Source organism: Streptomyces sp. 3N207, from assembly GCF_052246355.1.
GTDB lineage: Bacteria > Actinomycetota > Actinomycetes > Streptomycetales > Streptomycetaceae > Streptomyces.
On sequence record NZ_JBQQBV010000004.1, the window covers coordinates 281,812 to 308,651 of the forward strand.

Consider the following 26,840-nt stretch of genomic DNA (forward strand, 5'->3'; position numbering starts at 1 on the left):
GCGCTTGAGGATCCCTTTTGGCTCCTTGTCTGCATCATCTTCGCCCTCAGGTTCAGGCAGCGGGCGGACTTTTTCCGGGTCCCTGTAGCCCTCAATAGAGTCTGCGAGCTGATCAGGCATGACGAAGCCGGTGTGGGCACCGTCGAACGTGCGCCCCAAAAAGTCCCCCCAGTTCCACTCGGGGCCGGGAGCGGGCTCGTTCGCGCGGGAGTTGACCACCGGCTCATCGGACCGAGCACCATCCTCAGCAGCCGGACCGCCCTCAGATGGTGGCGCGGCCTCGCCCGAGGGAGCGTCCTTGGGTGGGCCGGGAACGGGGACCGGCGGTCCCAACTTCTCCTCCGGATCCCCAACCCCGGATTCCGAGGACGGCGCCGGCACAGTGCCGTAAAACTGGTCGTACGGCGATGCCGGGGTGCCGTCGTCGGCCCACTGCCCGGAAATGAAGTCGCCCAGGGGTGTCCCGGGCGGCGGTGCCGGAACCGCGCCGGGCTCCGCCCCTCCATCCTGCGGGGGCTCCGTAGACGGCGCCGGCTCATTCGACGGAGGAGGCGGCGTCGGCTCCTCCTCGCTGCCGTACTGCTGCTGATGGTGAGGGCGCTGGTGCATGTCCGCGGCCTGTGCCAGGCCCGGCTGGGAGACCGCCGAGAGCAGCCAGGCACCGAACCCCAGCGCCCCGGTCAGCATCGCAGTCCGAACCTTCTGGCGGTCCCACAACGGCTTCGAGTGCCGCTCCGAACGCGCCGACGAGAACGCCGACCGCACCCCCTCCGACGGCACACCGGCCTCACCGCCACCGAGCGTGCCCGACACCACGGCGTCCGTCAGCTCACCCACCGTGGTCACCGGCACCTCGACCACCGCACCACCGCGCTGATACGAACGGGGCCGCGTCGCCTCCCCCGGCTGCACCGCCATGTACGAAACCCGCCCCAGACCCGCGAGTTCCTCGACATCGACGATCAGCACCACAGCAGCGGACAGCTCCACACCCGTACGCTGCCGATCCCACCACGTCTGCAGCCGCCACACCGCATCCGGCGCGGCGAACTCCTCCCCGTAGACCGGCGGTACGAGCACCGGCACATCGACGCCGGCCGCAGCCAACTGCGACTTCGTCCCCACAGCGACCGCGTTGGCCAACTGAAAGTTCCTGACCAGCACCAAAAAGGCATGACCCGAACCCGAACCTGCCTCCCCTTGCTGGGGACGGCCAGGTGGATCCGGGACTCTCCGTAGATGCATACGCGGCGCCTCCTCACGGCTGGACAAAGCGCGCCACCCCACTCACCCGCTGGGCGCGGCACGACAAGTCCTGGTCTCTAGGTCCGCCGTGACGCTAAAGGACACCACCCGAGACCGGTCCCAACCCGCCGGTAACCGAGGTGCCGACCCCAGAGCGGACCCCGTGCTGAAGGGGCGTGGCCGCGCGGGTGACAGGGTCTGTCACCCTGTCACCCACCAAGAGCCGAACTCCGGCTGGGCGACTGATGCTTGGGAGCGGGCGTTTGTCCCCATTACGCAGTCTCGGGCCGCGACGGCAGCCGTCTGCTGCTACAGCGACTCCTCAAAATTGATCACGTAACGGGTCGCGCGAACTACTCATCCATGCGTTCTGGGATAATTGCTAGCTGAACTGGCGGGCCGTCAGCGTGCGATTCAGCATCGGCCTCTTCCGTCCCGAATACTTCATGGGCATCTCCGAGAGAGAACTCGGCCAGGGCTTCGCCGGAGCGTTCGGGTGGCCGTCACCCCACCGCCCGGACGGATCTACATCTCGCTGGCCAAGGGGGAGCCGACGTTCCCCGATCCCTCGGACCGGCACGAAGCCTGGACGCCCGAAATCAGTTGTTGCACGAGAGCGCGGGCATGGTCGCGGCATCGATCAGTCGATGGCGATCTCCTCCAGAGCCACGGCATGACCACAGCAGCCCAGGACTGCGGTCCTGGATGAATGAGTCCGGTATTTGGGCCGGCCGCGGCCATGCGAAGGGCGCCCGGTGGCCTGAGTGTGACTTCCGACCTGGACGCCCTCCTGGCGGCACGGTACGTGTTCACCGACGACCATGTGGCCCTTCGTCGCCGGATCGGGCGACCCCGGAACTCGGCGAGCGGGAGGTGGTGACCGCACTGCTGGAACGCGACCACCACCTGGTACATGCGGGCCAGGTGATCCTGGCCGACATGGGCTTCGCCGGCCGGGAGTTCGGGGAGTTCCGTACACAACGGCCGGGAGTGCACCTGGTGCGGCCGACCGCAAGGACGAACCTGTCCGGCACGGGCGCCGTGCTCGCTGCCGTCAGTGGATCGAAGCCGTCTTCGGCACCCTCAAAGGCCGGCTGACCCTCGAACAACACGGCGGTCGAAACCGGCCGGGGTCTTCGCCCGCGTCGGCCAACGGCTCCTCGCCCCTGGCCGCCGGTATCTGGCGCAACTGGACCACCCACGCCAACGCCAACGTCAAACGATCCCTGATCGCCTATCGACCACTGAAGACATCAGACAACTCATTCATGCAGCCCGCATACTTCGCGCAGAGCCACCCCCTCTCCGGACAGGGCAGAACCTAGCGCAGCACCGCCGCTGACTCCGGCGGCAGCCGTAACGCACCCTCCACCACCCGGGTCTCCGAGTCCCAGGCGGCGAGCGGGGCGGGCTGGGCCGTGGGTAGCGGGACCCGCGCCGTACCGTCGGCGGAGAGGTTCACCGCGATGTACAGGGGCCCGTTGCGCAGCAGTAGCCACCGGTTGCTGTCGCCTTCCGCGTAGCGGACGTCGGCCTCGCCCAGTGGCAAGTGGGCCAGCACGGGGTGCGCGTGGCGTATCCCGAGCAGCGTGCGGTGCCAGTCGAGGAGCCGGGCGTGCGGCGTCTCGGAGGGCTCGTCCCAGTCCAGGCACGAGCGCCCACGTGTGGCCGGATCCTGCGGGTCGGGGATGTCATCGGCGTCCCACCCATGGCGCGCGAACTCCCGTCGTCGCCCCTGCCGTACGGCCTCGGCCAGCGCGGCGTCCTGGTGGTCGGTGAAGTACTGCCAGGGGGTGCGGGCGCCCCATTCCTCGCCCATGAACAGCATCGGCGTCCCGGGTGCGAGCAGCACCAACGCGGCGGCGCAGGCCAGCAGCCCGGGAGAGGCGAGCGCGGAGAGCCGGTCGCCCAGCGCGCGGTTGCCGATCTGGTCGTGGGTCTGTGCGTAGGCCAGGAAGCGGTGTGCCGGGGTCTGCGCTGCGCCGGGGCGGCGTACGGGCCGGCCGTGGCTGCGGCCGCGGAAGCTGGAGTACGTACCGTCGTGGAAGAACGCGCCGGTCAGGGTCTTGGCGAGGGCGGCGAGCGGGGCGTGGGCGAAGTCGGCGTAGTAGCCGTGGGTTTCGCCGGTGAGCGCGGTGTGCAGGGCGTGATGGAAGTCGTCGTTCCACTGGGCGTGCATGCCGTGGCCGTTGGCGCTGCGCGGCGCTGTGGTGCGGGGGTCGTTCAGCTCGGACTCGGCGATCAGGAACAGCGGGCGCCCGGTGTGCGCGGCGAGGGTGTCGACCGCTTCGGACAGCTGGGCCAGGAAGTGCTCGGCGCGGTTGTCGGCCAGTGCGTGGACGGCGTCCAGCCGCAGCCCGTCGAGGTGGTAGTCGCGCAGAAAGGCGAGAGCGCTGCCGATGAGGTGGGCGCGTACCTCGTCCGAGCCGGGCGCATCCAGGTTGACGGCCGCACCCCAGGGCGTCTGGTGGCGGTCGGTGAAGTAAGGCCCGAACGCGGGCAGTTGGTTCCCCCACGGGCCCAGATGGTTGTGGACGACATCGAGAACGACCCCGAGCCCGTGTCCGTGCGCGGCGTCCACGAACGCCTTCAGCCCGTCCGGCCCGCCGTAGGGCTCGTGCACCGCCCACAGCGCCACACCGTCGTAGCCCCAGCCGTGAGTGCCGGGGAACGGGCAGACGGGCATCAGTTCGACGTGGGTGATGCCCAGCTCCGCCAGGTGGCCGAGGTGTTCGCTCGCCGCCTCGAAGGTGCCCTCGGCTGTGAAGGTGCCGATGTGCAGCTCGTAGAGCACGGCTCCGGGCAGTGGCAGTCCCCGCCATGGGTGCCGCCAGGTGTACGCGTCGTGGTCGACGACGGCGCTCAGCCCCTCGGGTCCGTCGGGCCGGCGGCGCGAACGCGGGTCCGGCAGCACAGGACCGCCGTCGAGGGCGAAGCCGTAGCGGGTGCCGGACCGGGCCGGTGCCTCGGCCTGCCACCAGCCCCGATGGGTGGGCGAGTGAGCCATCGGAATGCCGGGGGCCGGCGGGAGATGGAGGGTGACGGTTCGCGCGGTCGGAGCCCATACGTCGAACAGCATGCGGCCCATTGTTGCCGGGCACCCGTCGGGTGTCGCCGGGTGCCCCAACGTGCCGTCGACTTACGCGTGTTGGTGCAGCCCGCGCCCCGCGAGTGTCAGGAAGGTCTCGCCCACCGCCTCGCTCAGCGTCGGGTGGGGGTGGATGTGCTGGGCGATGTCCGCGGGGGAGGCGTCCCAGGCCACGGCCAGCTGGGACTCGCTGATCATCTCGGAGACGTGCGGGCCCACCAGGTGGACGCCCAGCACCCGGCCGTCGGGGCCCGGTTCGGCGACGACCTTCACCATGCCGCCCTGGCCGTGCACCATGCCCTTGGCCGTGGCGGTCAGCGGCAGCATGTTGACCGCCACCTCGTGCCCGGCGTCCTTGGCCGCCGCCTCGCTCAGCCCGACCGACGCGGTCTGCGGGCTCGAGTACGTCACCCGGGGCACAGCCGCGTAGTCCACCGGGCGGGGCGCGAGCCCGGCCAGCGTCTCCGCGACCACCAGCCCCTCGGCGAACGAGGCGTGTGCCAGGCCCAGGGAGGGCGGTGGGAGCAGATCGCCGACGACGTACACGCCGGGGACGGCCGTCTCCAGCGTGGCCCAGTCGGCCGGTGGCACATGGCCCCGCTCGTCCGTCGTCAGACCGGCCGCCGCCAGGTTCAGCCCGTCGGTGACCGGGACCCGGCCCACCGCGACCAGCAGCCGCTCCGCCGTGATCAGCATCGCGTCCCCACGCGCCGGCTGCACCCGCGCTGCGACGCCCCCGCCGGGAGCGCCCGCACCGGTCTGCCCCGCACCGGTCTGCCCCGCACCGGTCTGCCCCGCACCGGACCGGTGCGCGTCCGCCGGGGGCGCGCCCGTCAGGTGAGCGTCCAGCAGCCGGGCGCCCGTCAGCACCGTGATGCCGCGCTTCTTCAGCGCGCGGGTCAACTGGCGGCTGACGTCGGCGTCCTCCAGCGGCAGCAGCCGCTCCGCCGCCTCCACCAGGGTGACTTCGGCTCCCATGGAGCGGTGGAACGAGGCGTACTCGACGCCGATCGCACCGCCGCCCAGCACCAGCACGCTGCGCGGCAGACCGGGCGCGAACAGCGCGTCGTCGCTGGTGACGAGGTGCTCACCGGTCGGCTCCAGACCCGGCAGCGTCCGCGGTCGGGAGCCGGTCGCCAGGACGAGACCGCGCCGCGCCGTCCACAGCTCGGTGCCCCCGGCGCCGGGGACGTCGACCCGGACGGTGCGCGGCCCCGCCAGCGTGGCGGTGCCCCGTACGACCGTCACGCCCGCCGCGGAGAGCTGGCCCTCCACCCCCTTGTGGTTGCGCGAGACGATGTCGTCGCGGGTGGCGACCAGCGCGCTCCAGTCGACGCTGTCCAGCGTCGCCTTGACCCCCCACCGCTCCCGCGCCTCCGCCACCCCGTCGACCAGCTCCGCGGCGTGCAGCATGGCCTTGCTGGGCACGCACCCCCGGTGCAGACAGGTGCCCCCGACCAGATCCCGCTCGACGAGGGTGACGCCGAGCCCGAGGTGTGCGGCGCGAAGCGCCGTGCTGTAGCCGCCCGTTCCCCCGCCGATGACGATCACATCTGTGCTGTTCCCGCTCATGACCTCAGCCTCCGCCCGGTGGGATGATGAGTCCAACGCAATGCTTCTATGGTTGCGATGAAGAACGTTCATGGCCCTGTAGGTGACCAGATCGCTGCGATCGGTGGGTCCCGGCGCGGCTGAGAAGTAGTTCCGGGGCTGGGGAGGGCTCGTGAGTCTGCGGCAGATGGAATATTTCGTCACGGTCGTCGAAGAGGCGACGTTCACGCGGGCCGCCGAGTCGCTGCACGTCACACAGTCGGCACTCTCGCACCAGATCAAGGCCCTGGAACGCGAGGTCGGCGGCCCTCTGCTGGAGCGGCTGCCGCGCGGGGTACGGCTGACGCCGATGGGCCGGGCCTTTCTGCCGGACGCCGAACTCGCCGTACGCAGTGCCCGCCAGGCACGCCGCGCGGCACGGGCTGCGGCCGGTGCCGGGGGCGGTGAGCTGGAGGTCGCCACCGTGCACGGCCTCGCGGTCGGCGTGCTGACGGAAGCCGTCGCCCGGATGCGGCGGCTCCACCCAGCGGTGGAGCTGCGGCTGCACGAGTACGTGACCGAGGAGGAACTGCGCGAACGGATGGCCCGGGGCATCGCCGACGTCGCGGTCGGCTTCCGGCTCGACGACTGGCCGGGCCCCTCCTGGCAGATCGGCGAGGAGAAGGTCGTTCTCGTCGTCCCGCCCGACGACCCGCTGTGCGCGCGGGCGGGCGCCGACGGCGACCCCGTGAAGCTGGAGGAACTCGCCGACCGCGGATGGGTGCGGTGCGGGATGGAGCCGTGGATCGAAGGGCAGCAGTTCCTCGACCGTGTCTGCGGGCAGGCCGGGTTCATCCCACGTACCGCCGTGCGCGTGGAGCACCCGACGACGGCGGCACGGGTAGCTGCAGCCGGGGCGGGCATCTGCCTCGTCTCGGCACACCTCACTCCCCACCTCGTCCCCGCCGGGCAGCTCGTCAACGTCGGCCCGCCCTGGCGCCGCACGCTCACCGCGTTCTGCCGCTCGCAGCCGACGGGGGCGGCGGAAGCCTTCCTGCGCGTACTGCGGGAGGGATAGCCCCTGGTGGCTACGTACGACGGGTCAGCACGGCCACCGGGGCGCTCCCGAAGAGGCGGCCCAGCGGGACGGTTCCGGTCAGCTCCCGTGGGCTGCCCTCTTCAGCGAGGGCGTCCTGCCAGATGCCCTCCGGCAGCGTCAGCCGCGTGCTGCCCCAGCCACCCCGCAGCTCCAGTCGTAACGACAGCCGGGTGACCGCCGTCAGTACCGCGCCCGTCCGCACGAACGCCACACAGTGCGCGGCCCGCTCGCCCTCCGCGTACAGCGGCTCGTACGTGGGCGCCCACCTGGCTCCCGGCAGAAACAGCTCCGGGTGGTCCGCGCGCAGCCGCAGTGCCGCAGCTGTCAGCCGCGACTTCTCCGCGTCGAGAGCGCTGCCCCTCTCGGCAATGGTCGCCGGGTCCCGGTTGTCCGGGTCCACCAGTGCGCGGTAGGTGTGCTCGGTGCCCTGGTAGAGCTCGGGTACGCCGGGCATGGTCAGCTGCAGCAGCGCGGCACCCAGCACATTGGCGCGCACATACGGGGCAAGCTCCGCCGCGAAGCCGGCCAGCGCCCGCGCGCCCGCGCCGTCCCGCTGGGCCGTGACGAAGCGCTCGACAGCCGCTTCGTACTCCGCGTCGCCCTCCGTCCAGGTGGTACGCAGCCCCGCCTCCCGTACGGCCTTCAGCAGCGCGGGCACCAGCCGTCCGGGTGGCGGCGGGAACGCACCGAGGGCCAGCGCGGTCTGCCAGTACACCCACGCTGTGTGACGGTCGGGAGCCCCGGAGAGATCGGTCCCCGCCAGCAGCTCGGCCCACCGCTGCGGGCACTCGCTCAGTACCGCCAGCGCGGCGCGGGCGTCGCCGCTGCGCTTGGTGTCGTGGGTGGACAGCACAGTGCCGGAGGCGGGCCGGTCCCGCTGCATGCGGGCGCAGTACGCGTGGAAGCCCTCGGGCCGCACTGCCGGGCGCCCCGGCTCACCACCCACCTCGCACGCCGACAGCAGCGGCACATAGCGGTAGAAGGCCGCGTCCTCCACCGACTTGGCCCGCAGCGCGGAGGACAACTGCGCGAACCGTACGGGGAACTCGGCGCCGGCCGCGCAGTCACCCGCGTCCCCCAGGGCGAGCCGCAGTACGGCATCCACTGCCGCACCCTCCGCCGACAGCCGGAACGCCTCGCGGGCGCCCTGCGCTGCACCTTCCAACAGCGCGGCGTCTCGGGGGTCGGGCCGGACGCCCTGCGCGGTGTACGGGCGGTACACCGGCAGCCGCACCAGCAGTTCGCACAGTGCGGTGCGCAGCGCCCAGGGCGCGTGGTCGCGCAGCGACAGATCGGGGGAGTCGGCACATGCCCGTACGGCGGTACGGGTCAGCCGCTCCGTCTCGGCCGCCAGATCGTGCGTCAGCACCCGGTGGGCGGCGCGCAGCCGGGTCGCCTCCCACTCACCGCCCAGATCGGCCTGTGCTCCGGTGAACGTCCGGTAGCAGGCTTCCAGTTCACCATGCCCCTGGGGGTCGACGAAGAGACCGTCCACCTGGCGCAGCGCGTCGTATCCCGTCGTACCCGCCACCGGCCAGCTGCCGGGCAGCGGTTCGCCGTCGGCGAGGATCTTCTCGACAACTGTCCAGCGACCGTCGCTCTCCTCGTGCAGCCGTCGCAGATAGCCTCCCGGGTCGGCCAGACCGTCCGGATGGTCGACGCGCAGCCCGTCGGCGACCCCCTCGCGCAGCAGCTGGAGCACCTTGCGGTGGGTGGCCGCGAACACCTCCGGATCCTCGACCCGTACTCCGATGAGACCCGAAATGGTGAAGAAACGGCGGTAGTTGAGCTCGCTCCTGCCCAGCCGCCACCACACCAGGCGGTAGTGCTGCGCCGCGCACAGTTCGGGCAGCGGCAGCCCCTCCGTGCCCTCGCGCAGCGGCAGTATGTGGTCGTGGTAGCGCAGGGTGCCGTCCTCGACCCGGATGTGCGGCAGCGCCTCGTGCAGCCGTTCCCCGAGCACCGGCAGCAGCACCCGGCCGCCGCCCGCCGCCCAGTCGATGTCGAACCAGCGCGCCCATGGCGAGCCGCGCCCCTCCCGCAGCACCTCCCACAGCGGACGGTTCAGCCGCAGATCCGCAGGGACGGCCATATGGTTCGGCACGATGTCCAGGACCAGCCCCAGCCCGTGCGCGCGGGCGGTCGCCGACAGCGCCCGCAACCCGCGCTCGCCGCCCAACTCCTCCCGCACCGTCCCGTGATCCGTCACGTCGTAACCGTGGGTGGAGCCCGGCACGGCCGTCAGCACGGGGGAGAGGTGCAGATGCGAGACGCCGAGGCCCGCCAGGTAGGGCACGGCGTGCTCGGCGGCGGCGAAGGGGAAGCCGGGCTGGAGCTGGAGGCGATACGTCGAGGCCGGTACGGCGGCGGCACGGGCTGCGCGGGGTGCCGCTGCGGGTGGGACGCCCTCACGTGTCATGCGAACGTACGTACCCTGCCGGGGCCATTTCGTGCGTCCTTCTCTTGTCGGTCCACCGGTTGGACAGACGGTGGGCGGGCCCCGCCCTTCCCGCGGAACAGCTTCGCCTCACACCGGGCGTTGCAGCACCGCCATGCTGCGGGACTCCAGAGGAAGGTGAGCTCCGGCGGCGATTTTCGGGCCCCCGCCCTGCTGGTGGCTGTCCTCCTGGGCGGTGTCGACGATGACCTCCCACTCTCTCCCGTGGTTGACGGGGATCACGAAGTCCAGGGCCTCGTGGTGGGCGTTGAACAACAACAGGAACGAGTCGTCGGTGATGCGTTCTCCGCGCTCGCCGGGCTCCGAGATGGCGTTGCCGTTGAGGAAGACGGTCAGGGAGCGGGTGTGCGCGGACTGCCAGTCGCGCTGGGTCATCTCGGCGCCCCCGGGGGTGAACCAGGCGATGTCGGAGAGCTCGTCGTGGGTGCTTTCCATGGGCCGCCCGTGGAAGAACCGGCGGCGGCGGAAGACGGGATGGTCGCGCCGGAGCCACACCATGGCACGTACGAAGGCGCACAGGGCTTGGTCGGGTGCTCCGGGCCCGTCGGTGGGGCCGTCGCCGCCGGGCCACCGCAGCCAGGTGAGCGGCCCGTCCTGGCAGTACGCGTTGTTGTTGCCCTGCTGGGTGCGGCCGAACTCGTCGCCGTGGCTGAGCATCGGCACCCCCTGCGACAGCATGAGGGTGGCGATGAGGTTCCGCTGCTGCCGGCGCCGCAGTGCCAGCACCGCGGCGTCGTCGCTGGGGCCCTCGACACCGCAGTTCCACGACCTGTTGTAGCTCTCGCCGTCCCGGTTGCCCTCTCCGTTGGCCTCGTTGTGTTTCTCGTTGTAGGAGACGAGGTCGCCGAGGGTGAAGCCGTCGTGGCAGGTGACGAAGTTTATGGAGGCCAGCGGGCGGCGTCCGTCGTCCTGGTAGAGGTCGGAGGAGCCGGTGAGCCGGAAGCCGAACTCGGCCATCGCCCGCGGTTCGCCGCGCCACAGGTCGCGCACGGTGTCGCGGTACCGCCCGTTCCACTCCGTCCACAGCGGCGGGAAGTTGCCGACCTGGTAGCCGCCCTCGCCCAGGTCCCACGGTTCGGCGATCAGCTTCACCTGGCTGACGACGGGGTCCTGCTGCACCAGGTCGAAGAAGGACGAGAGCCGGTCCACCTCGTGGAACTGCCGCGCCAGCGTGGCGGCCAGGTCGAAGCGGAAGCCGTCCACGTGCATGTCGAGCACCCAGTAGCGCAGCGAGTCCATGATCAGCTGGAGCACGTGAGGGCTGCGCATCAGGAGTGAATTCCCCGTGCCCGTCGTGTCCGTGTAGTAGCGCGGGTCGTCCGCGAGGCGGTAGTACGAGGCATTGTCCAGTCCCCGGAAGGAGAGCGTGGGGCCGAGGTGGTTGCCTTCCGCCGTGTGGTTGTAGACGACGTCGAGGATGACCTCGATGCCTGCCTCGTGCAGGGCCCGCACGGCGTGCTTGAACTCTTGCACCTGCTGGCCGCGCTCGCCCCAGGAGGCGTAGGTGTTGTGCGGGGCGAAGAATCCGATGGTGTTGTAGCCCCAGTAGTTGGTCATTCCCGCCTCGGCCAGCCGGTGGTCGGTGACCGACTGGTGCACCGGCATCAGCTCCAGCGCGGTGACGCCCAGCTCGGTCAGATGGGCGATGACCGCGGGGTGCGCCAGTGCCGCGTAGCTGCCGCGCAGCTCGTCCGGCAGCTCGGGGTGGCGCATCGTGAGGCCCTTGACATGCGCCTCGTAGAGCACTGTGCGGTGGTAGTCGGTGCGCGGCGGACGGTCGTCGCCCCAGTCGAAGTAGGGGTTGATCACCACGGAGGTCATGGTGTGCGGCGCCGAGTCGAGATCGTTGCGCCGCTCGGGGTCGTCGAAGTGGTAGCCGAAGACGGCCTCGTTCCAGTCGACGCGGCCGCTGATGGCCTTCGCGTAGGGGTCCAGCAGCAGTTTGGCGCTGTTGCAGCGCTGCCCGTTCTCCGGCGCGTACGGGCCGTGTGCGCGGAAGCCGTAGCGCTGGCCCGGCAGTACGCCCGGCAGATAGGCGTGGCGGACGAACCCGTCCGACTCGCGCAGCTCGACAGCCGTCTCCGAGCCGTCCTCGTGCAGCAAGCACACCTCGACGCGCTCCGCCGCCTCGGAGAAGACGGCGAAGTTCGTACCCGCGCCGTCGTAGTGGGCACCCAAGGGGTACGCGTGTCCCGGCCATACCTGCATAGGAATGTCTCTTCCCCATCGACGTGTCGGTACGGCACCGCGGCGGGCGCGGTGGTCCCAGTCGTCATCTTCCCCCGTCCACCCGTGCGGGCACCGGATGTTGGCAGGGGTTCCGGATGCACCCCTCGGACGGCCGCAGTAGTCTTCCTTGATCGAACAGCGGGGGCCGGGACGGGGCGTGGAAGGCGGTGCGCAGTTGGGTGCGGGAGGGCTTGAACTCCCCCCAGGCGACGGCGGTGAGGGGCCGGACGGCGGTGGCACCGCCGGAGAGGCCGGAACGGCGGACGATCCGACGGGCGGGTTCGGCATGGGGGGACCCCCCGGCCGGAGGCTGGGGGAGGCCGGGCTCCAACCCGGAGCCGTCCCGCTGGCCCGCCCCATGGAGATCGGCGCGGACGTGGGCTGGGGCGAGGACGACTGGGCCGAGGTACGCACCAGGGCGCAGCGCGCGGGTCGCGCGTATGTCTGGCTGAACCTGGTCGAGCAGCGGATGCGGGCCGTCGTCGCGGCCGTGCTGCGGCCGATCTACGAACCGGTGCACGGCGAGGAGTGGGTGATCGCCGCGGCCGGGCCCGCCGGGCAGGAGTGGGTGCAGCGGGCCGTGGCCGTACGGGAGGTCAGCCGCCGCAAGGGCTACCTCCTCGACCCCGCCGACGACACCCTGATCTCCTTCCTGACGCTGCCGCAGCTGCGCGAGCTGATGGTGCAGCACTGGCCCTGCTTCGAGCCGTACTTCGACGACCGGCGCGAGGTGGAGCTGGCGCTGGACGAGTTGGAGGTGGCCCGTAGCGCCGTGGCGCGCAACCGTGCGCTGTCCGAGACGGTGCTGGCGCAGGCCGAGCGGATGTGCCGGCGGCTGCTGGAGCGGCTGGGCGCCGCGCCCGAGGGGGTGGCAGCGGCCGGCCGGCTGCCGGTCGATGCCGTCGAGGAGTTGGTCGGGGACCGCTTCGCCGATGTGGCCGGCGTGCACGCCGATCGCGTACGGCTCCAGCGGCAGCTGCCCGCGGAGGATCTGTTCGGCGGCGCGCGGCGGCTGGATGCCATCGGGATCGGGCTCAATCTGCTGGTGCAGAACTACAGCGGGCGGCGCCTGGTGCGGCTCGCCGAGGCGGGCTGCCGGGTGCGGTTGCTGTTCCTGAATCCGGCCAGCAGCGCGGTGAAGCGGCGGGAGCGGGAACTGGGGCTGAAGAAGGGCGAGCTGGCCCGTTCGGTGGAGACCAACATCCTCCATATGCGGCGGGTCCGCTCCCGGCTGCGGGACCAGGGGGCCTTCGAGATCCACGTCTTCGACGAGATCCCGCGGTTCACCGCGTACATGGTCGACGGGGACGGGCCGGACGGCCTCGCCGTGGTCCAGTCGTATCTGCGCGGTGCACGGGGGATGGAGACGCCCGTCCTCGTCCTGCGCGGCCCCGGCCGTACGGTGCCGTCGGTGCCGTCGGCGGTCCGTGAGGAGGGGGAGGGTGCCCTCTTTCCTGCGTATCGGGAGGAGTTCGAGGCGTTCTGGGCGGACTCGCGGTCGGTGTCGTAGGTGTCCTGCGAGGGCCGTCACCGAACTGTGTCGCGTCTGTCACAGTCCCCCAAGTCCCTTGAGCCACACCGAGCAATCCGACAGGGTTTCGAACGATCCACTTCTGGGTCGCTCGACCGCACACCTCGGAGGACTTCCTCGGCATGGCACAACACGGGGCACGCCACACCAAACGCCGGATATCTCTCGCAATCGGCGCCGCAATCGCAGTCGCGGGAGGAGCAACACTGCTGACCCTCCCCGCGGGCGCCTCGCCCGCCGAGGGCACCGTCCTCGGCGCCGGGGCGAAGGACGCGGTCAAGGGCGACTACATCGTGCTGCTCAAGGGCGACCCGGCCAAGGGCACCGGTGTGCGGGCCGCCACCGAGGCCAAGAGCCTCGCCGGGGAGTACGGCGGCAAGGTCGAGCACACCTATCACGCCGCGCTCAACGGCTACTCCGCCAAGGGGCTCGGCGCGCAGGAGGCCCGGCGGCTGGCGGCGGACGACAAGGTGGCGAAGGTCATCCAGGCCCGTGAGATCCGCGCGCACGCCACCCAGAGCAGGCCGCCCTCCTGGGGGCAGGACCGGGTCGACCAGGCGTCGAAGACGCTCAACAAGAAGTACACCTACCCCAACAGCGCCGGCTCGGGCGTGACGGCGTACGTCATCGACAGCGGGGTGCGGGTCAGCCACAAGGACTTCGGGGGCCGTGCCGCCAACGGCAAGGACATCGTGGACGGCGACAAGACCGCGCAGGACGGCGCCAACCACGGCACACACGTCTCCGGCACCATCGCGGGCACCAAGTACGGCATCGCCAAGAAGGCGAAGATCACCGCCGTCCGCATCCTCGGCAACGACAACCGGGGCACCACGGCGGACGCCGTCGCCGGCATCGACTGGATGATCAAGGACCACAAGGCCAAGGGCGGCCCCGCGGTGGCCAACATGAGCATCGGCGGCTTCAAGGACTACGCACTGGACGAGGCCGTCAAGCGGGCCATCGCCGCGAACATCACCTGCGTCGTCTCGGCGGGCAACGACAGCGGCAACGCCTCCGCCGCCTCCCCGGCCCGGGTGACCGACGCCATCACGGTCGCCGCGAGCGACCAGAAGGACCGGCAGACGAACTTCTCCAACTACGGCAAGAGCGTCGACCTGTACGCCCCCGGCATCGACGTCGTCTCGGCCAGCAACAAGAGCGACACCTCCTCCATGGCCGGCTGGGGCACCTCCATGGCCGCCCCGCACGTCACCGGCGCCGCAGCGCTCTACCTGGGCACGCACAAGACGGCCACCCCGGCGCAGGTCGCCAAGGCGCTGACCGACAGCGCCACCAAGGGCGCCATCACCAACCCGACCACCGGCACGCCCGACAGGCTGCTGCGCGTCCCCAGGTAACCATCCACCCGGCCGCGAACCCCCCCGTTCGCGGCCGTATCCCAACAGCCCCCCACAATCCACCAGGAGAGGCACTTCTGCCCATGGCAACCCACGTGGCCCGTAACACCAAGCGCCGGATATCCCTCGCGATCGGCGCGGCAGTCGCCGTCGCGGGCGGCGCGACGCTCCTCACCCTCCCGGCGGGGGCCGCACCGGCGGAGGGCACCGTCATCGGCGCCGACTCCCACGACGCCGTCAAGGGCAGCTACATCGTGCTCCTCAAGGACGGCAGCAGCGGCTCGGTCCAGGCCGAGGGTGCGGGCAAGGACCTCGCCAAGGAGTACGGCGGCAAGGTCAGCCGTACCTACGAGTCGGCCGTCAACGGCTTCAACGCCACCGGCATGTCCGCCGAGGAGGCCCGCAGGCTGGCCGCCGACGACAAGGTCGCGCAGGTCTACCAGAACCAGCGGATCACCACCACCGGCACCCAGACCAACCCGCCCAACTGGGGCCTGGACCGGATCGACCAGAAGTCGAACAAGCTGAACCGGAAGTACACCTACCCGGCCGGCGCGGGCGCGGGTGTGACGGCGTACGTCCTCGACACCGGCGTGCGCATCAGCCACGACGACTTCGGCGGCCGTGCCTCCTACGGCTACGACGCCGTCGACAAGGACAAGACGGCCCAGGACGGCCACGGCCACGGCACCCACGTCGCGGGCACCATCGCGGGGGCGAAGTACGGCGTCGCCAAGAAGGCGAAGATCGTGGCCGTGCGGGTGCTGGACAACCAGGGCTCGGGCACCACCGCTCTCGCCGTCGCGGGCGTCGACTGGGTCACCAAGCACCACAAGGGCCCCTCGGTCGCCAACATGAGCCTCGGCGGGAACAAGGACGCCGCGCTGGACGCCGCCGTCAAGCGGTCCGTCTCCTCCGGCGTCAGCTACGCCGTCTCGGCGGGCAACGAGAGCGCCGACGCCTCCACCGCCTCGCCGGCGCGGGTGCCGGAGGCGCTCACCGTCGCCGCCAGCGACCGCAAGGACCGGCAGGCGCGCTTCTCCAACTACGGCAAGCGCGTCGACCTGTACGCGCCCGGCGTGGACATCGTCTCGGCCAGCAACAAGAGCGACCACGGCATCGCCACGATGTCCGGGACCTCCATGGCCTCCCCGCATGTCGCCGGTGCCGCGGCCGTCTATCTGAGCGGCCACAAGTCCGCCACCCCAGCTCAGGTGGCCACCGCGCTCACCAAGGGCGCCACCGCGGGAGCGATCACCAACCCGACCAAGGGGACGCCCAACAAGCTGCTCCGCGTGGTCAAGTGACGCTCATTCACGGTCATTTCTGAGCCTTCTCCGTGCGTAACCCCGGATTTCCGGGTAAGCGCACCACCAGGCCCGCCGTGCCCTCCCCCCACGGGGCACGGCGGGCCCTTTCCGTGCCCTGGCGAGCCCCTTCGGCCCCGGCACGGCCCCCGCACGGCCCTGGACACACTTCACACGGGCTTAACACTCCAGCCGTTGACGCCGCCAAGATCCGGCTGGCAAGCTCGCAACCGTGAGCCAGTACCGGAACCTTGTCGCGCGCCTGCACGTCGATCTTCGACGTCACGCCAGCGCCCTCTGTGCCCCCGGCCGCGCCTGACGCGCGCCCCACAGCTCACCTTTTCCACTCCGCGCCGGCAGCAGCCCCCGCAGTTCCCCTGCGCCTTGACGTCTTGAAGCCTTGAGGTTTCGCGCGTTCGTACGGGACGGCCGGGCGCGCCGCGCGGAATCCCCGGGTCCCGCCTGTCCACACTGCGTCGCGCCCGGGCTGTGCAACGGAAGGCACCCGTGCGTCCACGTCATTTCCGCAGGCGGGAATTGCTCGCCCTCACCGGCCTGACCACACTCGCCGCCGCCACCACCGCCGCCGGCTGCGGACGGGCGTCCGGAAGGGAGGGCGTCCCGGCCGACACCATCCGCTACCAGGGCTGGGCCGGAACCGTCACTCCCGCCGAACTCGCCGAAGACCTCGGCTATCTGGACGGCCTCAGCCTCAAATGGGTCGGCAACACCACCAGCGGCCCGCAGGACATCCAGGCAGCCGCGGCGGGGGACACCGACTTCGGCGGTGCCTTCAACGGTGCCGTCGTCAAGATGGCCGCGGCCAAGGCGCCGGTGAAGGCCGTCATCAGCTACTACGGCGTCGACAAGGAGCGCTTCAGCGGCTTCTACGTACGCGAGAACAGCCCCATCCGCACCGCAAGGGACCTGATCGGCAGGAAAGTCGCGATGAACACCCTCGGCGCGCACGCCGAGGCCATGCTCGACACCTACCTCAAGCGCGAGGGCCTCAGCATCGAGGAGGCCGATCAGGTCGAGCGGATCGCCCTGCCGCCCGTCAACACCGAGCAGTCCCTGCGCAAGGGACACATCGACGTCGCCGTCCTCGGCGACATCCTCCGCGACAAGGCCCTCGAACACGGTGGCCTCCGCGCGCTCACCGACGACCACCGCCTGCTCGGCACCTTCAGCGCGGGCACCTACGTGATGGCCGACCGCTACCTGGAGCAGCACCCGCGCCAGGCCCGCGCCTTCGTCACCGGAGTCGGCCGCGCCCTGGACTGGTCGCGGCGCACCCCGCGGGACGAGGTCGTCGACCGCATGGTGCGCATCGTGCGGCGCCGCGACCGCAGCGAGGACACCGCACCGCTGCGCTACTGGCGCTCGTACGGGGTGGCCGATCCGGTGGGCCGCATCGCACCGGATGAGCTGTCCCTGTGGGTGCGCTGGCTGGAGCGGCGGGGCGACATCAAGGCCGACCGCGTGTACATCCCCGACATCTACACCAACCGGTTCAACACCAACCGGCTCGACAAGGCCCCCGTCCCCACCCCCGCCCGCGACCGCTCCGGGAGCTGACCATGACCGCCCCACCCGAAACGCCCACGATCCGCTTCGAGAACGTCAGCAAGACCTTTCCCGTCCGCTCCTCCCGCGGCGGCACGGGCAGCTTCACCGCGCTCCAGGACATCACACTGGACATCGCGCCGGGCGAGTTCAGCGTCCTGGTCGGCCCCAGCGGCTGCGGCAAATCCACCCTCCTCGATCTCCTGGGCGGCCTCACCGCGCCCACCACGGGCCGCGTCCTGATCGACGGCGAGCCCGTCACAGGGCCCGGCCGTGACCGGGGCACCGTCTTCCAGCAGTACGCGCTGCTGCCGTGGCGTACCGCCCGCGGCAACGTGGAGTTCGGTCTGGAAGCGGGCGGCGTGCCGCGTCGCGAGCGGGCCGAACGCGCGGCGGAGTTCCTCTCCCTCGTCGGCCTCGACGGTTTCGGGGACCGGCACCCGCACGAGCTGTCGGGCGGCATGCGCCAGCGCGTCGCCATTGCCCGCAGCCTCGCCTACGACCCCGATGTGCTGCTGATGGACGAGCCGTTCGGGGCGCTCGACGCGCAGACCCGGGAGTCACTGCAGGACGAGCTGCTGCGGATCTGGCAGCGCACCGGCAAGACCGTCGTCTTCATCACCCACAGCATCGACGAAGCCGTGCTGCTCGGGCGGCGCGTCACCGTCCTCACCTCCCGCCCCGGCCGGGTCAAGGAGAGCGTGCCCATCGACCTCGGCGCCCGTACCGGGACCGACGATCCGCGCTCCAGCCCCGAGTTCGCCGCCTATCGGCACCGCGTCTGGGAGCTGCTGCACGACGAGGTCAGCCGCGCGCAGGAGCTGGAGCGGGCGGAGCTGGAGTGGAAGGAGGCCGCCGCATGAGTGCCACCCTCACCCCCCGTACCCGGCCCGCTCCCCACTCCGCCGCCGCACCGGTGTCCCCGCCCGGGGTGCCGCCCCGGCAGCCGGTGTGGCGCCGCGCGCTGGGACTGGGACGGGCCGCGCTGACCCGTACCGCGGCGATCCTCGTGCTGCTCGCCCTGTGGGAGACCGCACCGCGGGTGGGCCTTGCCGACCCGGTGTTCCTGCCGCCGTTCTCCGAGGTGGCCGCCGCCTGGTGGGAGCTGCTGGCCGACGGACAGCTGCTGGACGACGCGCGGGCCAGCCTGGTGCGCTCGCTGACCGGCTTCGGGCTCGCCGTCGCGCTGGCCGTGCCGCTGGGGCTGCTCATCGGCTGGTACAAGCCCGTCGCCGACCTGCTCGGGCCCGTGCTGGAGGTCTTCCGCAACACCGCGGCGCTCGCGCTGCTGCCCGTCTTCGTGCTGCTGCTCGGCATCGGTGAGACGTCGAAGATCTCGATAGTCCTCTACGCGTGCACCTGGCCGGTGCTGCTCAACACGATCAGCGCCGTCCGCACCGTCGACCCCACGCTGCTCAAGCTGGCCCGCAGCGTGGACCTGCCGCCCTGGCGGCTCTTCCAGAAAGTGATCCTGCCCGCATCCGTGCCCGCTGTCTTCACCGGGATCCGGCTCGCCGGCGGCGTCGCCGTCCTGGTGCTCGTCGCCGCCGAGATGGTGGGCGCCAAGGCCGGGCTCGGCTTCCTCATCAACAACTCGCAGTTCAACTTCGCCATCCCGCAGATGTACGCCGGCATCCTCACCGTCTCCGCGCTCGGCGTGGCCTTCAACCAGCTCCTCGTCGCCCTGGAGCGCCGCTTCACCTCCTGGCGCACCACAGCCTGACCCACCCCTCCCGAAAGGAACACCACCATGACCGGTTTCGACATCCGTCGCGTCGGCGGCCGTATCGGCGCGGAGATCCTCGGCGTCGACCTGTCCGAACAGCTCGACCCCCGTCTCGTCGACGAGCTCAACGACGCGCTGCTCACCCACAAGGCGCTCTTCTTCCGCAATCAGAATCTGGACGACGCCGACCAGTTGCGCTTCGCCGCCCTCTTCGGCGAACTGACCCGGGCCCATCCCACCGTGCCGTCCGTCGAGGGACAGCCGGACATCCTGCCCGTCGACGGGGACGAAGGCGTACGCGCCAACCGCTGGCACACGGACGTCACCTTCGTCCGCACCCCGCCCAAGGCCAGCACCCTGCGCAGCATCGTCGTCCCGCCCTACGGCGGCAACACGCTGATAGCCAACACCGCTGCCGCATACGCCGATCTGCCCGAGCCGCTGCGCGAGCTGGCCGACCGGCTGCGGGCCGTGCACACCAACGATTACGACTATGCCGAGCCGAAGAACCAGGCGGCGGCGGAGCGGCACAAGGTGTTCATCTCGCGCCGCTGGCAGACCGCACACCCGGTGGTACGCGTCCATCCCGAGACCGGCGAACGCGGCCTGTTCATCGGCGGATTCGCCCAGCGCATCGTCGGGCTGAACTCCGACGAGTCCCGCGACCTGCTCCGTATCCTCCAGGCGTACGTCACCCGTCCGGAGAACATCGTGCGGTGGACGTGGGCACCGGGCGATCTGGTGCTGTTCGACAACCGCATCACCCAGCACTACGCCCCCGACGACTACGGGGACCTGCCGCGGCGCCTGCACCGGGTGACGGTCGCGGGAGATGTTCCGGTGGGCGTGGACGGCGAGCCCAGCAGTGTGGTCGAGGGCGACGACGCCGGCCACTACACCCCGGCGGCGGTCGCCTGATGAGCGACTCGGCCAACGCCCTCGCCCTCGCCGGCCGCTCCCGCGCCGACGACGCCGTGCCGCGTGTCCTGCGGCTGCCCGTCACCGCCGGGCCGGCCGGGGAGGGGGTGCACATCGACCGCGAGCGGCGCACCGTCCATGTGGACGGCTCCGAAGTGGAGCTGACCTACCTGGAGTTCGAGCTGCTCGCCCACTTCGCTGAGCACCCGCAGCGGGTGCACACCCGGGAACAGCTCGTCGCCACCGTGTGGGGGTACGGCCACCACATCGGTGACGGGCGCACCGTGGACGTCCACGTGGCGCGGCTGCGGCGCAAGCTCGGGCCCCGCCATCGCGGGCGGATCGTGACGGTTCGCCGCGTCGGCTACAAGTACGTCCCTTAGGACGGGTTGCGGAGGGGGCGCCCATGACGGGGCGTCCCCCTCTGCGCTTGGGCAGTCTGCGCCAGGGGCGCAGGGTGGGCAAGCGCAGCCCCCTTGCGGGGTACGCAAGATCCGCCTCAGGCCGCCGCCCGTCGGGCCGGGCCCGTCACCCAGCTTCCGGCTGGGAGGGCGTACGCGGCGGTGGTGTAGCGCTCCAGTACGACGCGGGCCACCTCGGGCGCCGGGCCCAGCACCGGGGCGAGCACGTCGGCGCCGGCCTCGTGTGCTCCGGCCGCGATCCGGTCGGGGAGCCGGCCGGGTGCCAGCACATAGGGGGCGACGGCCACCCGGCGGGCGCCGTCGGCACGCAGGGCCCGTACGGCGTCCGCCGTACGGGGCTGAGCAGCGGAGGCGAACGCAGGCCGCACGGCACACCAACCGGTGGTACGCCGCCACTCCCGCGCGATATCAGCGATCACTGCGCTCGCCTCCGGGTCGGAGGAACCGGCCGCCGCCAGGACGACACCGGTCGAGGGCGCGGCGCCGGGGGCCAGCCCGGCGCCGCGCAGCCGCCGCTGCAGGGCAGCGGTCAGCAAGGGGTGCGGACCCAGCACGTCGGCCTGCCGGACGTCCAGGTCCGGCAGTGCGGACGTCGCCTCGGCAAGCACCGCGGGGATGTCCGTCGTCGCATGGAACGCGCGGGTGAGGAGGAGCGGGACGGCGACGACCTCGCGTACTCCGGCCGCGTACAGCCGTCCCAGCGCTCCGTGCACCGACGGTGCGTCGAAGTCCAGATAGCCCGCCTCCACCCGCACGCCGGGCAGCAGCCGCCGCACCCGCGCTGTGAGCGCGGTGACCGTCGCGGCATGCCGGGCATCCCGGCTGCCGTGTGCGACGAGCAGCAGCGCGGGGGAGGGGACCGGTGGTGCGGGGACCATCAGCGCAGCAGCCCCCGGTGGCGCAGGACCCGCCGCTCGACGGGCGCGAAGATGAGCAGTTCGATACCGATACCCACCAGCAGGATGAGCAGGATCGCCCCGAGCACCAGCGGCATGTCCTGGTACGAGCGCCCCGTCTCCAGCAGCTGGCCCAGACCGGCGCCCAGTTCGGGCGAGGTGGCGATGAGCTCGGCCGCCATCAGCGAGCGCCACGAGAACGCCCAGCCCTGCTTGAGCCCCGAAATGTAGCCCGGCAGCGCCGCGGGCAGCAGCACGTGCCGTACGCCGCTCCATCCCGTCGCACCGAGCACCTTTCCGGCGCGCAGGTGCAGCGGATCGATCCGGTCGACGCCCGCGACCAGCCCGTTGGCGATCGAGGGGACGGCACCGAGCAGCACCACGGCGTAGATCGTCGCGTCCGTCAGCCCGAACCAGATGATCGCCGCCGGCACCCAGGCCACCGACGGCAGCGACTGGAGCCCGGACAGGATCGGCCCGATCGCGGCCCGCACCGGCCGCACCCTCGCCACCAGCAGCCCCAGCGGCGTACCGACCAGCAGCGCCACCGCGAAGCCCAGCGCACCGCGCGAGACGCTCTGCCAGATGATGCTGAGGATCGTGCCCTTGTACCACTCCTCGGCCAGCGCGTTCCACACCATCAGCGGGCTCGGCAGCTGGTAGTCCGGCTTCAGGCTCAGCGCGAACGCGGCCTGCCACAGCCCCAGTACGAGGACGACGGCCACCACCGGCGGCAGTGCCTTGCGGCGCAGCAGCACCGGGAGGGGGGTGCGGGCGGCGGTGCGGGTGTCGAGTGCGTCGAGGCCCGCCTCCAGACCGGCGAGGTCGCCCGCCGGGTCGGTCTTCCGGTCGGCGACGGCGGCTGTGGCGTCCTTCGCCACCAGCTCGTCCTCGACCTTCGGTTGTGTCTCAGTGCTGGCCATGGCGGCGGATCTCCCCCCGAAGCTGTTCGGTGATCTCGACGGACAGCCCGGCCACGTCCGCGTCCTCGATCCGGCGCGGGTGCGGGATGCCGACCTGCCACTCCCGGGCGATCCGCCCGGGCCGGGAGGAGAGCAGCACCACGCGCTCGGCCAGGCGCACGGCCTCCCGGACGTTGTGCGTGACGAACAGGACGGCGACGTTCGTCTCCGCCCAGATGCGGGTCAGTTCCTCGTGGAGGACGTCCCGGGTGATGGCGTCCAGCGCCGCGAACGGCTCGTCCATCAGCAGCAGCTTGCTGTCCTGCGCCAGCGCGCGGGCCAGCGCGACCCGCTGCCGCATCCCGCCGGACAGCTCGTGCACCCGCTTGCGGAACGCGCCCTTGAGCCGTACGAGCTCCAGCAGCCGCTCGGCCTCCGCCGGGCGCTCCGGCTTGGGCATGCCGCGCAGCTTGAGGGCCAGCTCGATGTTCTTGCCCGCCGTCAGCCAGGGGAAGAGCGCGTGCTCCTGGAACATCAGCGCCGGGCGTCCGCCGGGCACCTCGATGCTGCCGGCGGTGGGGGCTTCGAGCCCGGCCACCAGGTTGAGCAGCGTGCTCTTGCCGCAGCCTGACGCGCCCAGCAGAGTGACGAACTCGCCGTCGGCGACATCGATGCTGATGTCGTCCAGCACCTGCTGCGTACCGAAGGTCTTGGAGACGCCTTCGATACGGGCAGCGGCGGCACGCCTGGTCGTGGTCACGGTCACTGGTTCACCTCCTGCGATGGTCGTGAGCGGTTCACTTCCGGCCCAGCCCGGCGTCGGTCACGGCGGGGCGGCCCTCGCTCTTGAGGACCCGGTTCAGCGGGGTCAGGTCGTAGATCCCCGACAGGTCGGCCTTCTTCAGCAGACCCACCGAGGACGCATGGTCGGCCTGCTTCCGCAAGGTCGCGGCCAACGGGTCGTCCGTCACATCGATCTGGGCGAACGCCGCGTCGAGCACCTTGCCGGGCAGCGGTTTGCCCGCATCCCGCCGGAGGGCTTCGTTGAGGTACTTCTTCGCCGCGTCCGGGTGCGAGCGGATCCAGGCGTTCGTCTTCACGGACCCGCGCAGCACCGCCTCGACGGCGTCCGGATGCTTCTTGAGGAAGTCCTGTCGCACCACCAGGTTCGTCGTGACGAACTTTCCGCCCTTCCACAGCTTCTTCTCGTTCAGCAGGACCTTTCCGCCCTTGCTGACGAGGTTGGAGGCCGTCGGCTCGGGCACCCAGGCGCCGTCGATGCCGCCCTGCTGGAAGGTGGTGGGGATCTCCTTGTTGTCCTGCCGCAGTACCGAGGTCGCCCCCCGGCCGGTCTCGGGGTCGACCTTGATGCCCTTGGTCTTGAGGTAGTGCAGCAGCGCCACGTCCTGGGTGTTGCCCAGCTGCGGGGTGGCGATCTTCTTGCCCTTGAGGTCCTTGAGGGAGTGGATCTTCTTGGGGTCGACGACGAGCGAGGCCCCGCCGGAGGTCGCGCCCGCGACGATGCGCAGGTTCTTGCCCCCGGACTTGACGTATCCGTTGATGGAGGGTGAGGGCCCCACCCAAGTCATGTCCACGGCCTTCGCGTTGAGCGCCTCGATCGCGGAGGGACCGGCGTTGAAGACCTGCGTCTTGACCTTGGTGCCGCCCAGCTCCTTCGGTATCTGGCCGCCGGAGCGCAGCCCGACCAGCGGAGTGGCGTGGGTGACGTTGGGGAAGTAGCCGACCTTCACCTCGTCCAGGCCGTCGACCTTCTTGCCGCCCACCGCCTTCGGGTCGCCGCTCTCGACGGCCTTGGACCCGTAGCCGCAGCCTGCGGCGACCAGCAGCAGCGGAACTGTCAGAAGAGCGGCGCGGGAGCCGAGAGCGGTACGGGAGCGGCCCAGGGATCGGCTGTGGGTTCGGATACGGGGCACGGAGAGGTCCTCTCAGGAAAGGAATGGGGACGCGGACGGGAGCGGGGCGCACGGATGCACGCTCGTCACCGCCGGCATCGCCCCACTCCGCCCTGGCCACTGCCGCGCGCGCCGCTGCCGATGCGGCCACCGGTCTGGTCGAAGGTCGAGAAGACCTCTCCTGGGATGCCCATGGGTCTAGAAGTCCCAGCCGTCGTCGTCGGGCGCCTCGGCGGTGGGCACCTCGGCGCCGGCGAACGCCTCGCCTGCCATACCGGCGGTCAGGGTGCTGCCGTCGGCCGGGTCGATCAGCAGGAAGGAGCCGGTGCGCCGGGAGGCGGCGTACGGATCGACGGGCAGCGGCTCGGCGGTGCGCAGCACGACGCGGCCGATGTCGTTGGCGGCCAGCTCGCCGGGGGCCGGGTGGTGCGAGAGGTCGGCCAGGGTCAGCCGGGAGGGGATCTCCTTGACGATGGCCTTGACGGTGCGGGTGGTGTGCTTGAGCAGCACCCGGTCGCCGGGCTTCAGCGGCCTGTCGTGCAGATGGCAGACGGTCGCCGTCAGATCCTTGCTCGGCCGTACCGTCGCGTCGGCGGGTGCGATCAGATCGCCGCGCGAGATGTCCAGGTCGTCGGTGAGCCGGACGGTGACCGACTGCGGCGCCCAGGCCACATCCACGGACTGGCCGAGCGCGTCGATCGCCTCGATGGTGCTGGTGCGCCCCGAGGGGTGGACGGTGACGCGGTCGCCGACGCGCAGCACACCGGACGCCAACTGGCCTGCATAGCCCCGGTAGTCGGGGTGTTCCGGGGTCTGCGGCCGGATGACGTACTGCACGGGGAAGCGCGCCGGGTCGTCGGTCGGGTCATGGGTGACCGGAACCGTCTCCAGGTGCTCCAGAACGGTCGGCCCGCTGTACCAGTCCATGTGCGCGGAGGGGGCGACCACATTGTCGCCCTCCAGCGCGGAGATCGGTATGGCCGTCACCTCCGGAACGCCCAGGGAGGTGGCGTAGCCGGAGAACTCGTCCGCGATCGCGGCGAAGACGTCCTCGGCGTAGTCCACCAGGTCCATCTTGTTGACGGCCAGCACCACGTGCGGGACGCGCAGCAGGGCGGCGACGGCGGCGTGCCGGCGGGTCTGCTCGACCACGCCGTTGCGGGCGTCCACCAGGACGACGGCCAGCTCCGCCGTGGAGGCGCCGGTGACCATGTTCCGGGTGTACTGCACATGGCCCGGCGTGTCCGCCAGGATGAACCGCCGCCTGGGGGTGGCGAAATAGCGGTACGCCACATCGATGGTGATGCCCTGCTCGCGCTCGGCGCGCAGCCCGTCGGTGAGCAGCGCCAGGTCGGGTGCCTCCTGGCCGCGTGCCTGGGAGGCCCGCGAGACCGCTTCCAGCTGGTCGGTCAGTACCGACTTGGAGTCGTGCAGCAGCCGGCCCACCAGGGTGGACTTGCCGTCGTCGACGCTTCCGGCGGTGGCGAACCGCAGCAGGGAGGTGGCCGCCAGCGCTTCGGTTGTCTCGGCTGTCGTGCTCATCTCTAGAAGTAGCCTTCCCGCTTGCGGTCTTCCATCGCGGCTTCGGAGAGCTTGTCGTCGGCCCGGGTGGCGCCGCGTTCGGTCAGCCGGGAGGCGGCGATCTCCGCGATCACCTTCTCGACCGTGTCCGCGTCCGAGTCCACGGCGCCGGTGCAGGACATGTCGCCGACGGTGCGGTAGCGCACCAGCCGGGACTCCACCCGCTCACCGTCCTTGGGGCCGCCCCACTCGCCGGGGGCCAGCCACATGCCGGACCGGGAGAAGACCTCCCTCTCGTGCGCGTAGTAGATCGAGGGGAGTTCGATCTTCTCCCGCGCGATGTACTGCCACACGTCCAGCTCGGTCCAGTTCGACAGCGGGAAGACCCGCACATGCTCGCCGGGTGCGTGCCGCCCGTTGTAGAGCTGCCACAGCTCGGGCCGCTGCCGGCGCGGGTCCCAGCCGCCGAACTCGTCGCGCAGCGAGAAGACCCGCTCCTTGGCGCGCGCCTTCTCCTCGTCCCGGCGCCCGCCGCCGAAGACCGCGTCGAACCGGTGCTCGTTGATGGCCTCCAGCAGCGGCAGCGTCTGGAGCGGGTTGCGGGTGCCGTCCGGCCGTTCGCGCAGCGTGCCGTTGTCGATGTACTGCTGCACGGAGGCCACATACAGCCGCAGCCCGTGCTCGGCCGCCGTCTCGTCGCGGTACTGCAGCACCTCGGGGAAGTTGTGCCCGGTGTCCACGTGCAGCAGCGCGAAGGGCAGCGGCGCCGGGGCGAACGCCTTCAGCGCCAGGTGCAGCATCACGATGGAGTCCTTGCCGCCGGAGAAGAGGATCACCGGGCGCTCGAACTCTCCCGCGACCTCGCGGAAGATGTGCACCGCCTCCGACTCCAGCGCGTCCAGGTGCGTCAGCGCGAAGGGGTTGTCGGTCTCCTCCGGTGCGGTCACCGCCGTGGTCATCGGCACTCCTTCGGGGAACCCCCCGCGTTCACGCGGGGGAGGAAACGGATTCCTGCGGGACAGGGCGGAAGGCAATTCGCCGATTCCCGGCCCGGCTTCTCGCCGCGGCTTGTACGGTCGACTCGTCCGGACGGGGCGATAACCAAGTTCCGTCCGGGCCTACCGCCGG

Annotated in this window: 20 protein-coding genes and 2 pseudogenes; 12 read left to right on the forward strand and 10 right to left on the reverse strand. The window is 71.2% G+C overall.

Annotated elements, in window-relative coordinates; all coding sequences use genetic code 11:
• The first annotated feature begins 607 nt into the window (after nt 1-607).
• Together ACTWP9_RS08965 and ACTWP9_RS08970 are read left to right on the forward strand one after the other, a co-directional pair.
• Nucleotides 608-877 carry a hypothetical protein gene (locus ACTWP9_RS08965; RefSeq protein ID WP_443245466.1) on the forward strand — a complete coding sequence of 90 codons (270 nt, stop codon included), beginning with the start codon at nt 608-610 and terminating at the stop codon, nt 875-877.
• 1,214 nt (nt 878-2,091) lie between these two features.
• Nucleotides 2,092-2,483 (forward strand): annotated as a pseudogene (locus ACTWP9_RS08970) (IS982 family transposase); the annotation flags it as partial.
• Between the two features lie 83 nt (nt 2,484-2,566).
• Here ACTWP9_RS08970 and treZ read toward each other — a convergent pair.
• Complete coding sequence (gene treZ, locus ACTWP9_RS08975) at nt 2,567-4,324, reverse strand: malto-oligosyltrehalose trehalohydrolase (RefSeq protein ID WP_443245467.1); 1,758 nt, start codon at nt 4,322-4,324, stop codon at nt 2,567-2,569.
• A gap of 60 nt (nt 4,325-4,384) precedes the next feature.
• The gene (locus tag ACTWP9_RS08980) at nt 4,385-5,905 is read right to left on the reverse strand and encodes a dihydrolipoyl dehydrogenase (protein WP_443245468.1); all 1,521 of its coding nucleotides are present in this window, start codon (nt 5,903-5,905) and stop codon (nt 4,385-4,387) included.
• A gap of 151 nt (nt 5,906-6,056) precedes the next feature.
• Between ACTWP9_RS08980 and ACTWP9_RS08985 the strand changes: the two genes are divergently transcribed.
• A complete protein-coding gene (locus ACTWP9_RS08985) occupies nt 6,057-6,941 on the forward strand; it encodes a LysR substrate-binding domain-containing protein (RefSeq protein ID WP_443245469.1) in 885 nt (294 codons plus the stop codon).
• A gap of 10 nt (nt 6,942-6,951) precedes the next feature.
• Here the strand turns inward: ACTWP9_RS08985 and treY are convergent, their stop codons facing one another.
• Both treY and glgX read right to left on the reverse strand, forming a co-directional pair.
• Complete coding sequence (gene treY, locus ACTWP9_RS08990) at nt 6,952-9,381, reverse strand: malto-oligosyltrehalose synthase (RefSeq protein ID WP_443245470.1); 2,430 nt, start codon at nt 9,379-9,381, stop codon at nt 6,952-6,954.
• A gap of 108 nt (nt 9,382-9,489) precedes the next feature.
• On the reverse strand, nt 9,490-11,628 hold the full coding sequence (gene glgX, locus ACTWP9_RS08995) for a glycogen debranching protein GlgX (protein ID WP_443245471.1): 2,139 nt from the start codon (nt 11,626-11,628) through the stop codon (nt 9,490-9,492).
• A gap of 196 nt (nt 11,629-11,824) precedes the next feature.
• On the opposite strand from glgX, the gene ACTWP9_RS09000 reads away from it, so the two are divergent.
• The 9 genes and pseudogenes from ACTWP9_RS09000 to ACTWP9_RS09040 form a co-directional block, all read left to right on the forward strand.
• Nucleotides 11,825-13,159: an SAV2148 family HEPN domain-containing protein gene (locus tag ACTWP9_RS09000; RefSeq protein WP_443245599.1), complete on the forward strand. Its 1,335-nt coding sequence runs from the start codon at nt 11,825-11,827 to the stop codon at nt 13,157-13,159.
• Nucleotides 13,160-13,302: 143 nt separating this feature from the next.
• Nucleotides 13,303-14,541, forward strand: a complete 1,239-nt coding sequence (locus tag ACTWP9_RS09005; protein ID WP_443245472.1) for a S8 family serine peptidase — start codon at nt 13,303-13,305, stop codon at nt 14,539-14,541.
• A gap of 83 nt (nt 14,542-14,624) precedes the next feature.
• Complete coding sequence (locus ACTWP9_RS09010; RefSeq protein WP_443245473.1) at nt 14,625-15,848, forward strand: S8 family serine peptidase; 1,224 nt, start codon at nt 14,625-14,627, stop codon at nt 15,846-15,848.
• A 232-nt stretch (nt 15,849-16,080) separates the two neighbouring features.
• Nucleotides 16,081-16,167 (forward strand): putative leader peptide, encoded by an 87-nt coding sequence (locus tag ACTWP9_RS09015; protein WP_443245600.1) that lies wholly within the window; start codon nt 16,081-16,083, stop codon nt 16,165-16,167.
• Between the two features lie 188 nt (nt 16,168-16,355).
• Nucleotides 16,356-17,426 carry an ABC transporter substrate-binding protein gene (locus ACTWP9_RS09020; protein ID WP_443245474.1) on the forward strand — a complete coding sequence of 357 codons (1,071 nt, stop codon included), beginning with the start codon at nt 16,356-16,358 and terminating at the stop codon, nt 17,424-17,426.
• 2 nt (nt 17,427-17,428) lie between these two features.
• Nucleotides 17,429-18,277, forward strand: a complete 849-nt coding sequence (locus ACTWP9_RS09025; RefSeq protein ID WP_443245475.1) for an ABC transporter ATP-binding protein — start codon at nt 17,429-17,431, stop codon at nt 18,275-18,277.
• Nucleotides 18,274-19,137: an ABC transporter permease gene (locus ACTWP9_RS09030; protein ID WP_443245476.1), complete on the forward strand. Its 864-nt coding sequence runs from the start codon at nt 18,274-18,276 to the stop codon at nt 19,135-19,137. Before ACTWP9_RS09025 ends, ACTWP9_RS09030 begins: the two co-directional genes overlap by 4 nt.
• Before the next feature lie 27 nt (nt 19,138-19,164).
• On the forward strand, nt 19,165-20,058 hold the full coding sequence (locus ACTWP9_RS09035) for a TauD/TfdA dioxygenase family protein (RefSeq protein ID WP_443245477.1): 894 nt from the start codon (nt 19,165-19,167) through the stop codon (nt 20,056-20,058).
• A gap of 101 nt (nt 20,059-20,159) precedes the next feature.
• Nucleotides 20,160-20,441: pseudogene (locus ACTWP9_RS09040) on the forward strand (winged helix-turn-helix domain-containing protein); the annotation flags it as partial.
• Between the two features lie 116 nt (nt 20,442-20,557).
• On the opposite strand, the gene ACTWP9_RS09045 reads toward ACTWP9_RS09040, so the two are convergent.
• From ACTWP9_RS09045 to cysD, 6 genes are all read right to left on the reverse strand, one after another.
• Nucleotides 20,558-21,358: a sirohydrochlorin chelatase gene (locus tag ACTWP9_RS09045; RefSeq protein WP_443245478.1), complete on the reverse strand. Its 801-nt coding sequence runs from the start codon at nt 21,356-21,358 to the stop codon at nt 20,558-20,560.
• On the reverse strand, nt 21,358-22,299 hold the full coding sequence (locus ACTWP9_RS09050; RefSeq protein WP_443245479.1) for an ABC transporter permease: 942 nt from the start codon (nt 22,297-22,299) through the stop codon (nt 21,358-21,360). Before ACTWP9_RS09050 ends, ACTWP9_RS09045 begins: the two co-directional genes overlap by 1 nt.
• The gene (locus tag ACTWP9_RS09055; RefSeq protein ID WP_443245480.1) at nt 22,286-23,044 is read right to left on the reverse strand and encodes an ABC transporter ATP-binding protein; all 759 of its coding nucleotides are present in this window, start codon (nt 23,042-23,044) and stop codon (nt 22,286-22,288) included. The genes ACTWP9_RS09050 and ACTWP9_RS09055 overlap by 14 nt, the downstream gene beginning before the upstream one ends.
• A 31-nt stretch (nt 23,045-23,075) precedes the next feature.
• On the reverse strand, nt 23,076-24,203 hold the full coding sequence (locus ACTWP9_RS09060; RefSeq protein ID WP_443245601.1) for an aliphatic sulfonate ABC transporter substrate-binding protein: 1,128 nt from the start codon (nt 24,201-24,203) through the stop codon (nt 23,076-23,078).
• A 186-nt stretch (nt 24,204-24,389) separates the two neighbouring features.
• Entirely contained in the window at nt 24,390-25,733 is a 1,344-nt protein-coding gene (locus ACTWP9_RS09065) for a sulfate adenylyltransferase subunit 1 (protein ID WP_443245481.1), read from the reverse strand.
• Between the two features lie 2 nt (nt 25,734-25,735).
• Nucleotides 25,736-26,671 carry a sulfate adenylyltransferase subunit CysD gene (cysD, locus tag ACTWP9_RS09070; RefSeq protein WP_443245482.1) on the reverse strand — a complete coding sequence of 312 codons (936 nt, stop codon included), beginning with the start codon at nt 26,669-26,671 and terminating at the stop codon, nt 25,736-25,738.
• Between the last annotated feature and the right edge of the window lie 169 nt (nt 26,672-26,840).

Excerpts from the sequence above, each read along its gene's own strand:
- treZ (WP_443245467.1), bottom strand. The coding sequence starts at position 4,324 with ATGCTGTTCGACGTATGGGCTCCGACCGCGCGAACCGTCACCCTCCAT.
- ACTWP9_RS09030 (WP_443245476.1), top strand. The coding sequence starts at position 18,274 with ATGAGTGCCACCCTCACCCCCCGTACCCGGCCCGCTCCCCACTCCGCC.
- ACTWP9_RS09025 (WP_443245475.1), top strand. The coding sequence starts at position 17,429 with ATGACCGCCCCACCCGAAACGCCCACGATCCGCTTCGAGAACGTCAGC.
- ACTWP9_RS09035 (WP_443245477.1), top strand. The coding sequence starts at position 19,165 with ATGACCGGTTTCGACATCCGTCGCGTCGGCGGCCGTATCGGCGCGGAG.
- ACTWP9_RS09065 (WP_443245481.1), bottom strand. The coding sequence starts at position 25,733 with ATGAGCACGACAGCCGAGACAACCGAAGCGCTGGCGGCCACCTCCCTG.
- ACTWP9_RS09005 (WP_443245472.1), top strand. The coding sequence starts at position 13,303 with ATGGCACAACACGGGGCACGCCACACCAAACGCCGGATATCTCTCGCA.
- cysD (WP_443245482.1), bottom strand. The coding sequence starts at position 26,671 with ATGACCACGGCGGTGACCGCACCGGAGGAGACCGACAACCCCTTCGCG.
- ACTWP9_RS08965 (WP_443245466.1), top strand. The coding sequence starts at position 608 with ATGTCCGCGGCCTGTGCCAGGCCCGGCTGGGAGACCGCCGAGAGCAGC.
- ACTWP9_RS09050 (WP_443245479.1), bottom strand. The coding sequence starts at position 22,299 with ATGGCCAGCACTGAGACACAACCGAAGGTCGAGGACGAGCTGGTGGCG.
- ACTWP9_RS09045 (WP_443245478.1), bottom strand. The coding sequence starts at position 21,358 with ATGGTCCCCGCACCACCGGTCCCCTCCCCCGCGCTGCTGCTCGTCGCA.
- ACTWP9_RS09010 (WP_443245473.1), top strand. The coding sequence starts at position 14,625 with ATGGCAACCCACGTGGCCCGTAACACCAAGCGCCGGATATCCCTCGCG.
- ACTWP9_RS08980 (WP_443245468.1), bottom strand. The coding sequence starts at position 5,905 with ATGAGCGGGAACAGCACAGATGTGATCGTCATCGGCGGGGGAACGGGC.
- glgX (WP_443245471.1), bottom strand. The coding sequence starts at position 11,628 with ATGCAGGTATGGCCGGGACACGCGTACCCCTTGGGTGCCCACTACGAC.
- treY (WP_443245470.1), bottom strand. The coding sequence starts at position 9,381 with ATGACACGTGAGGGCGTCCCACCCGCAGCGGCACCCCGCGCAGCCCGT.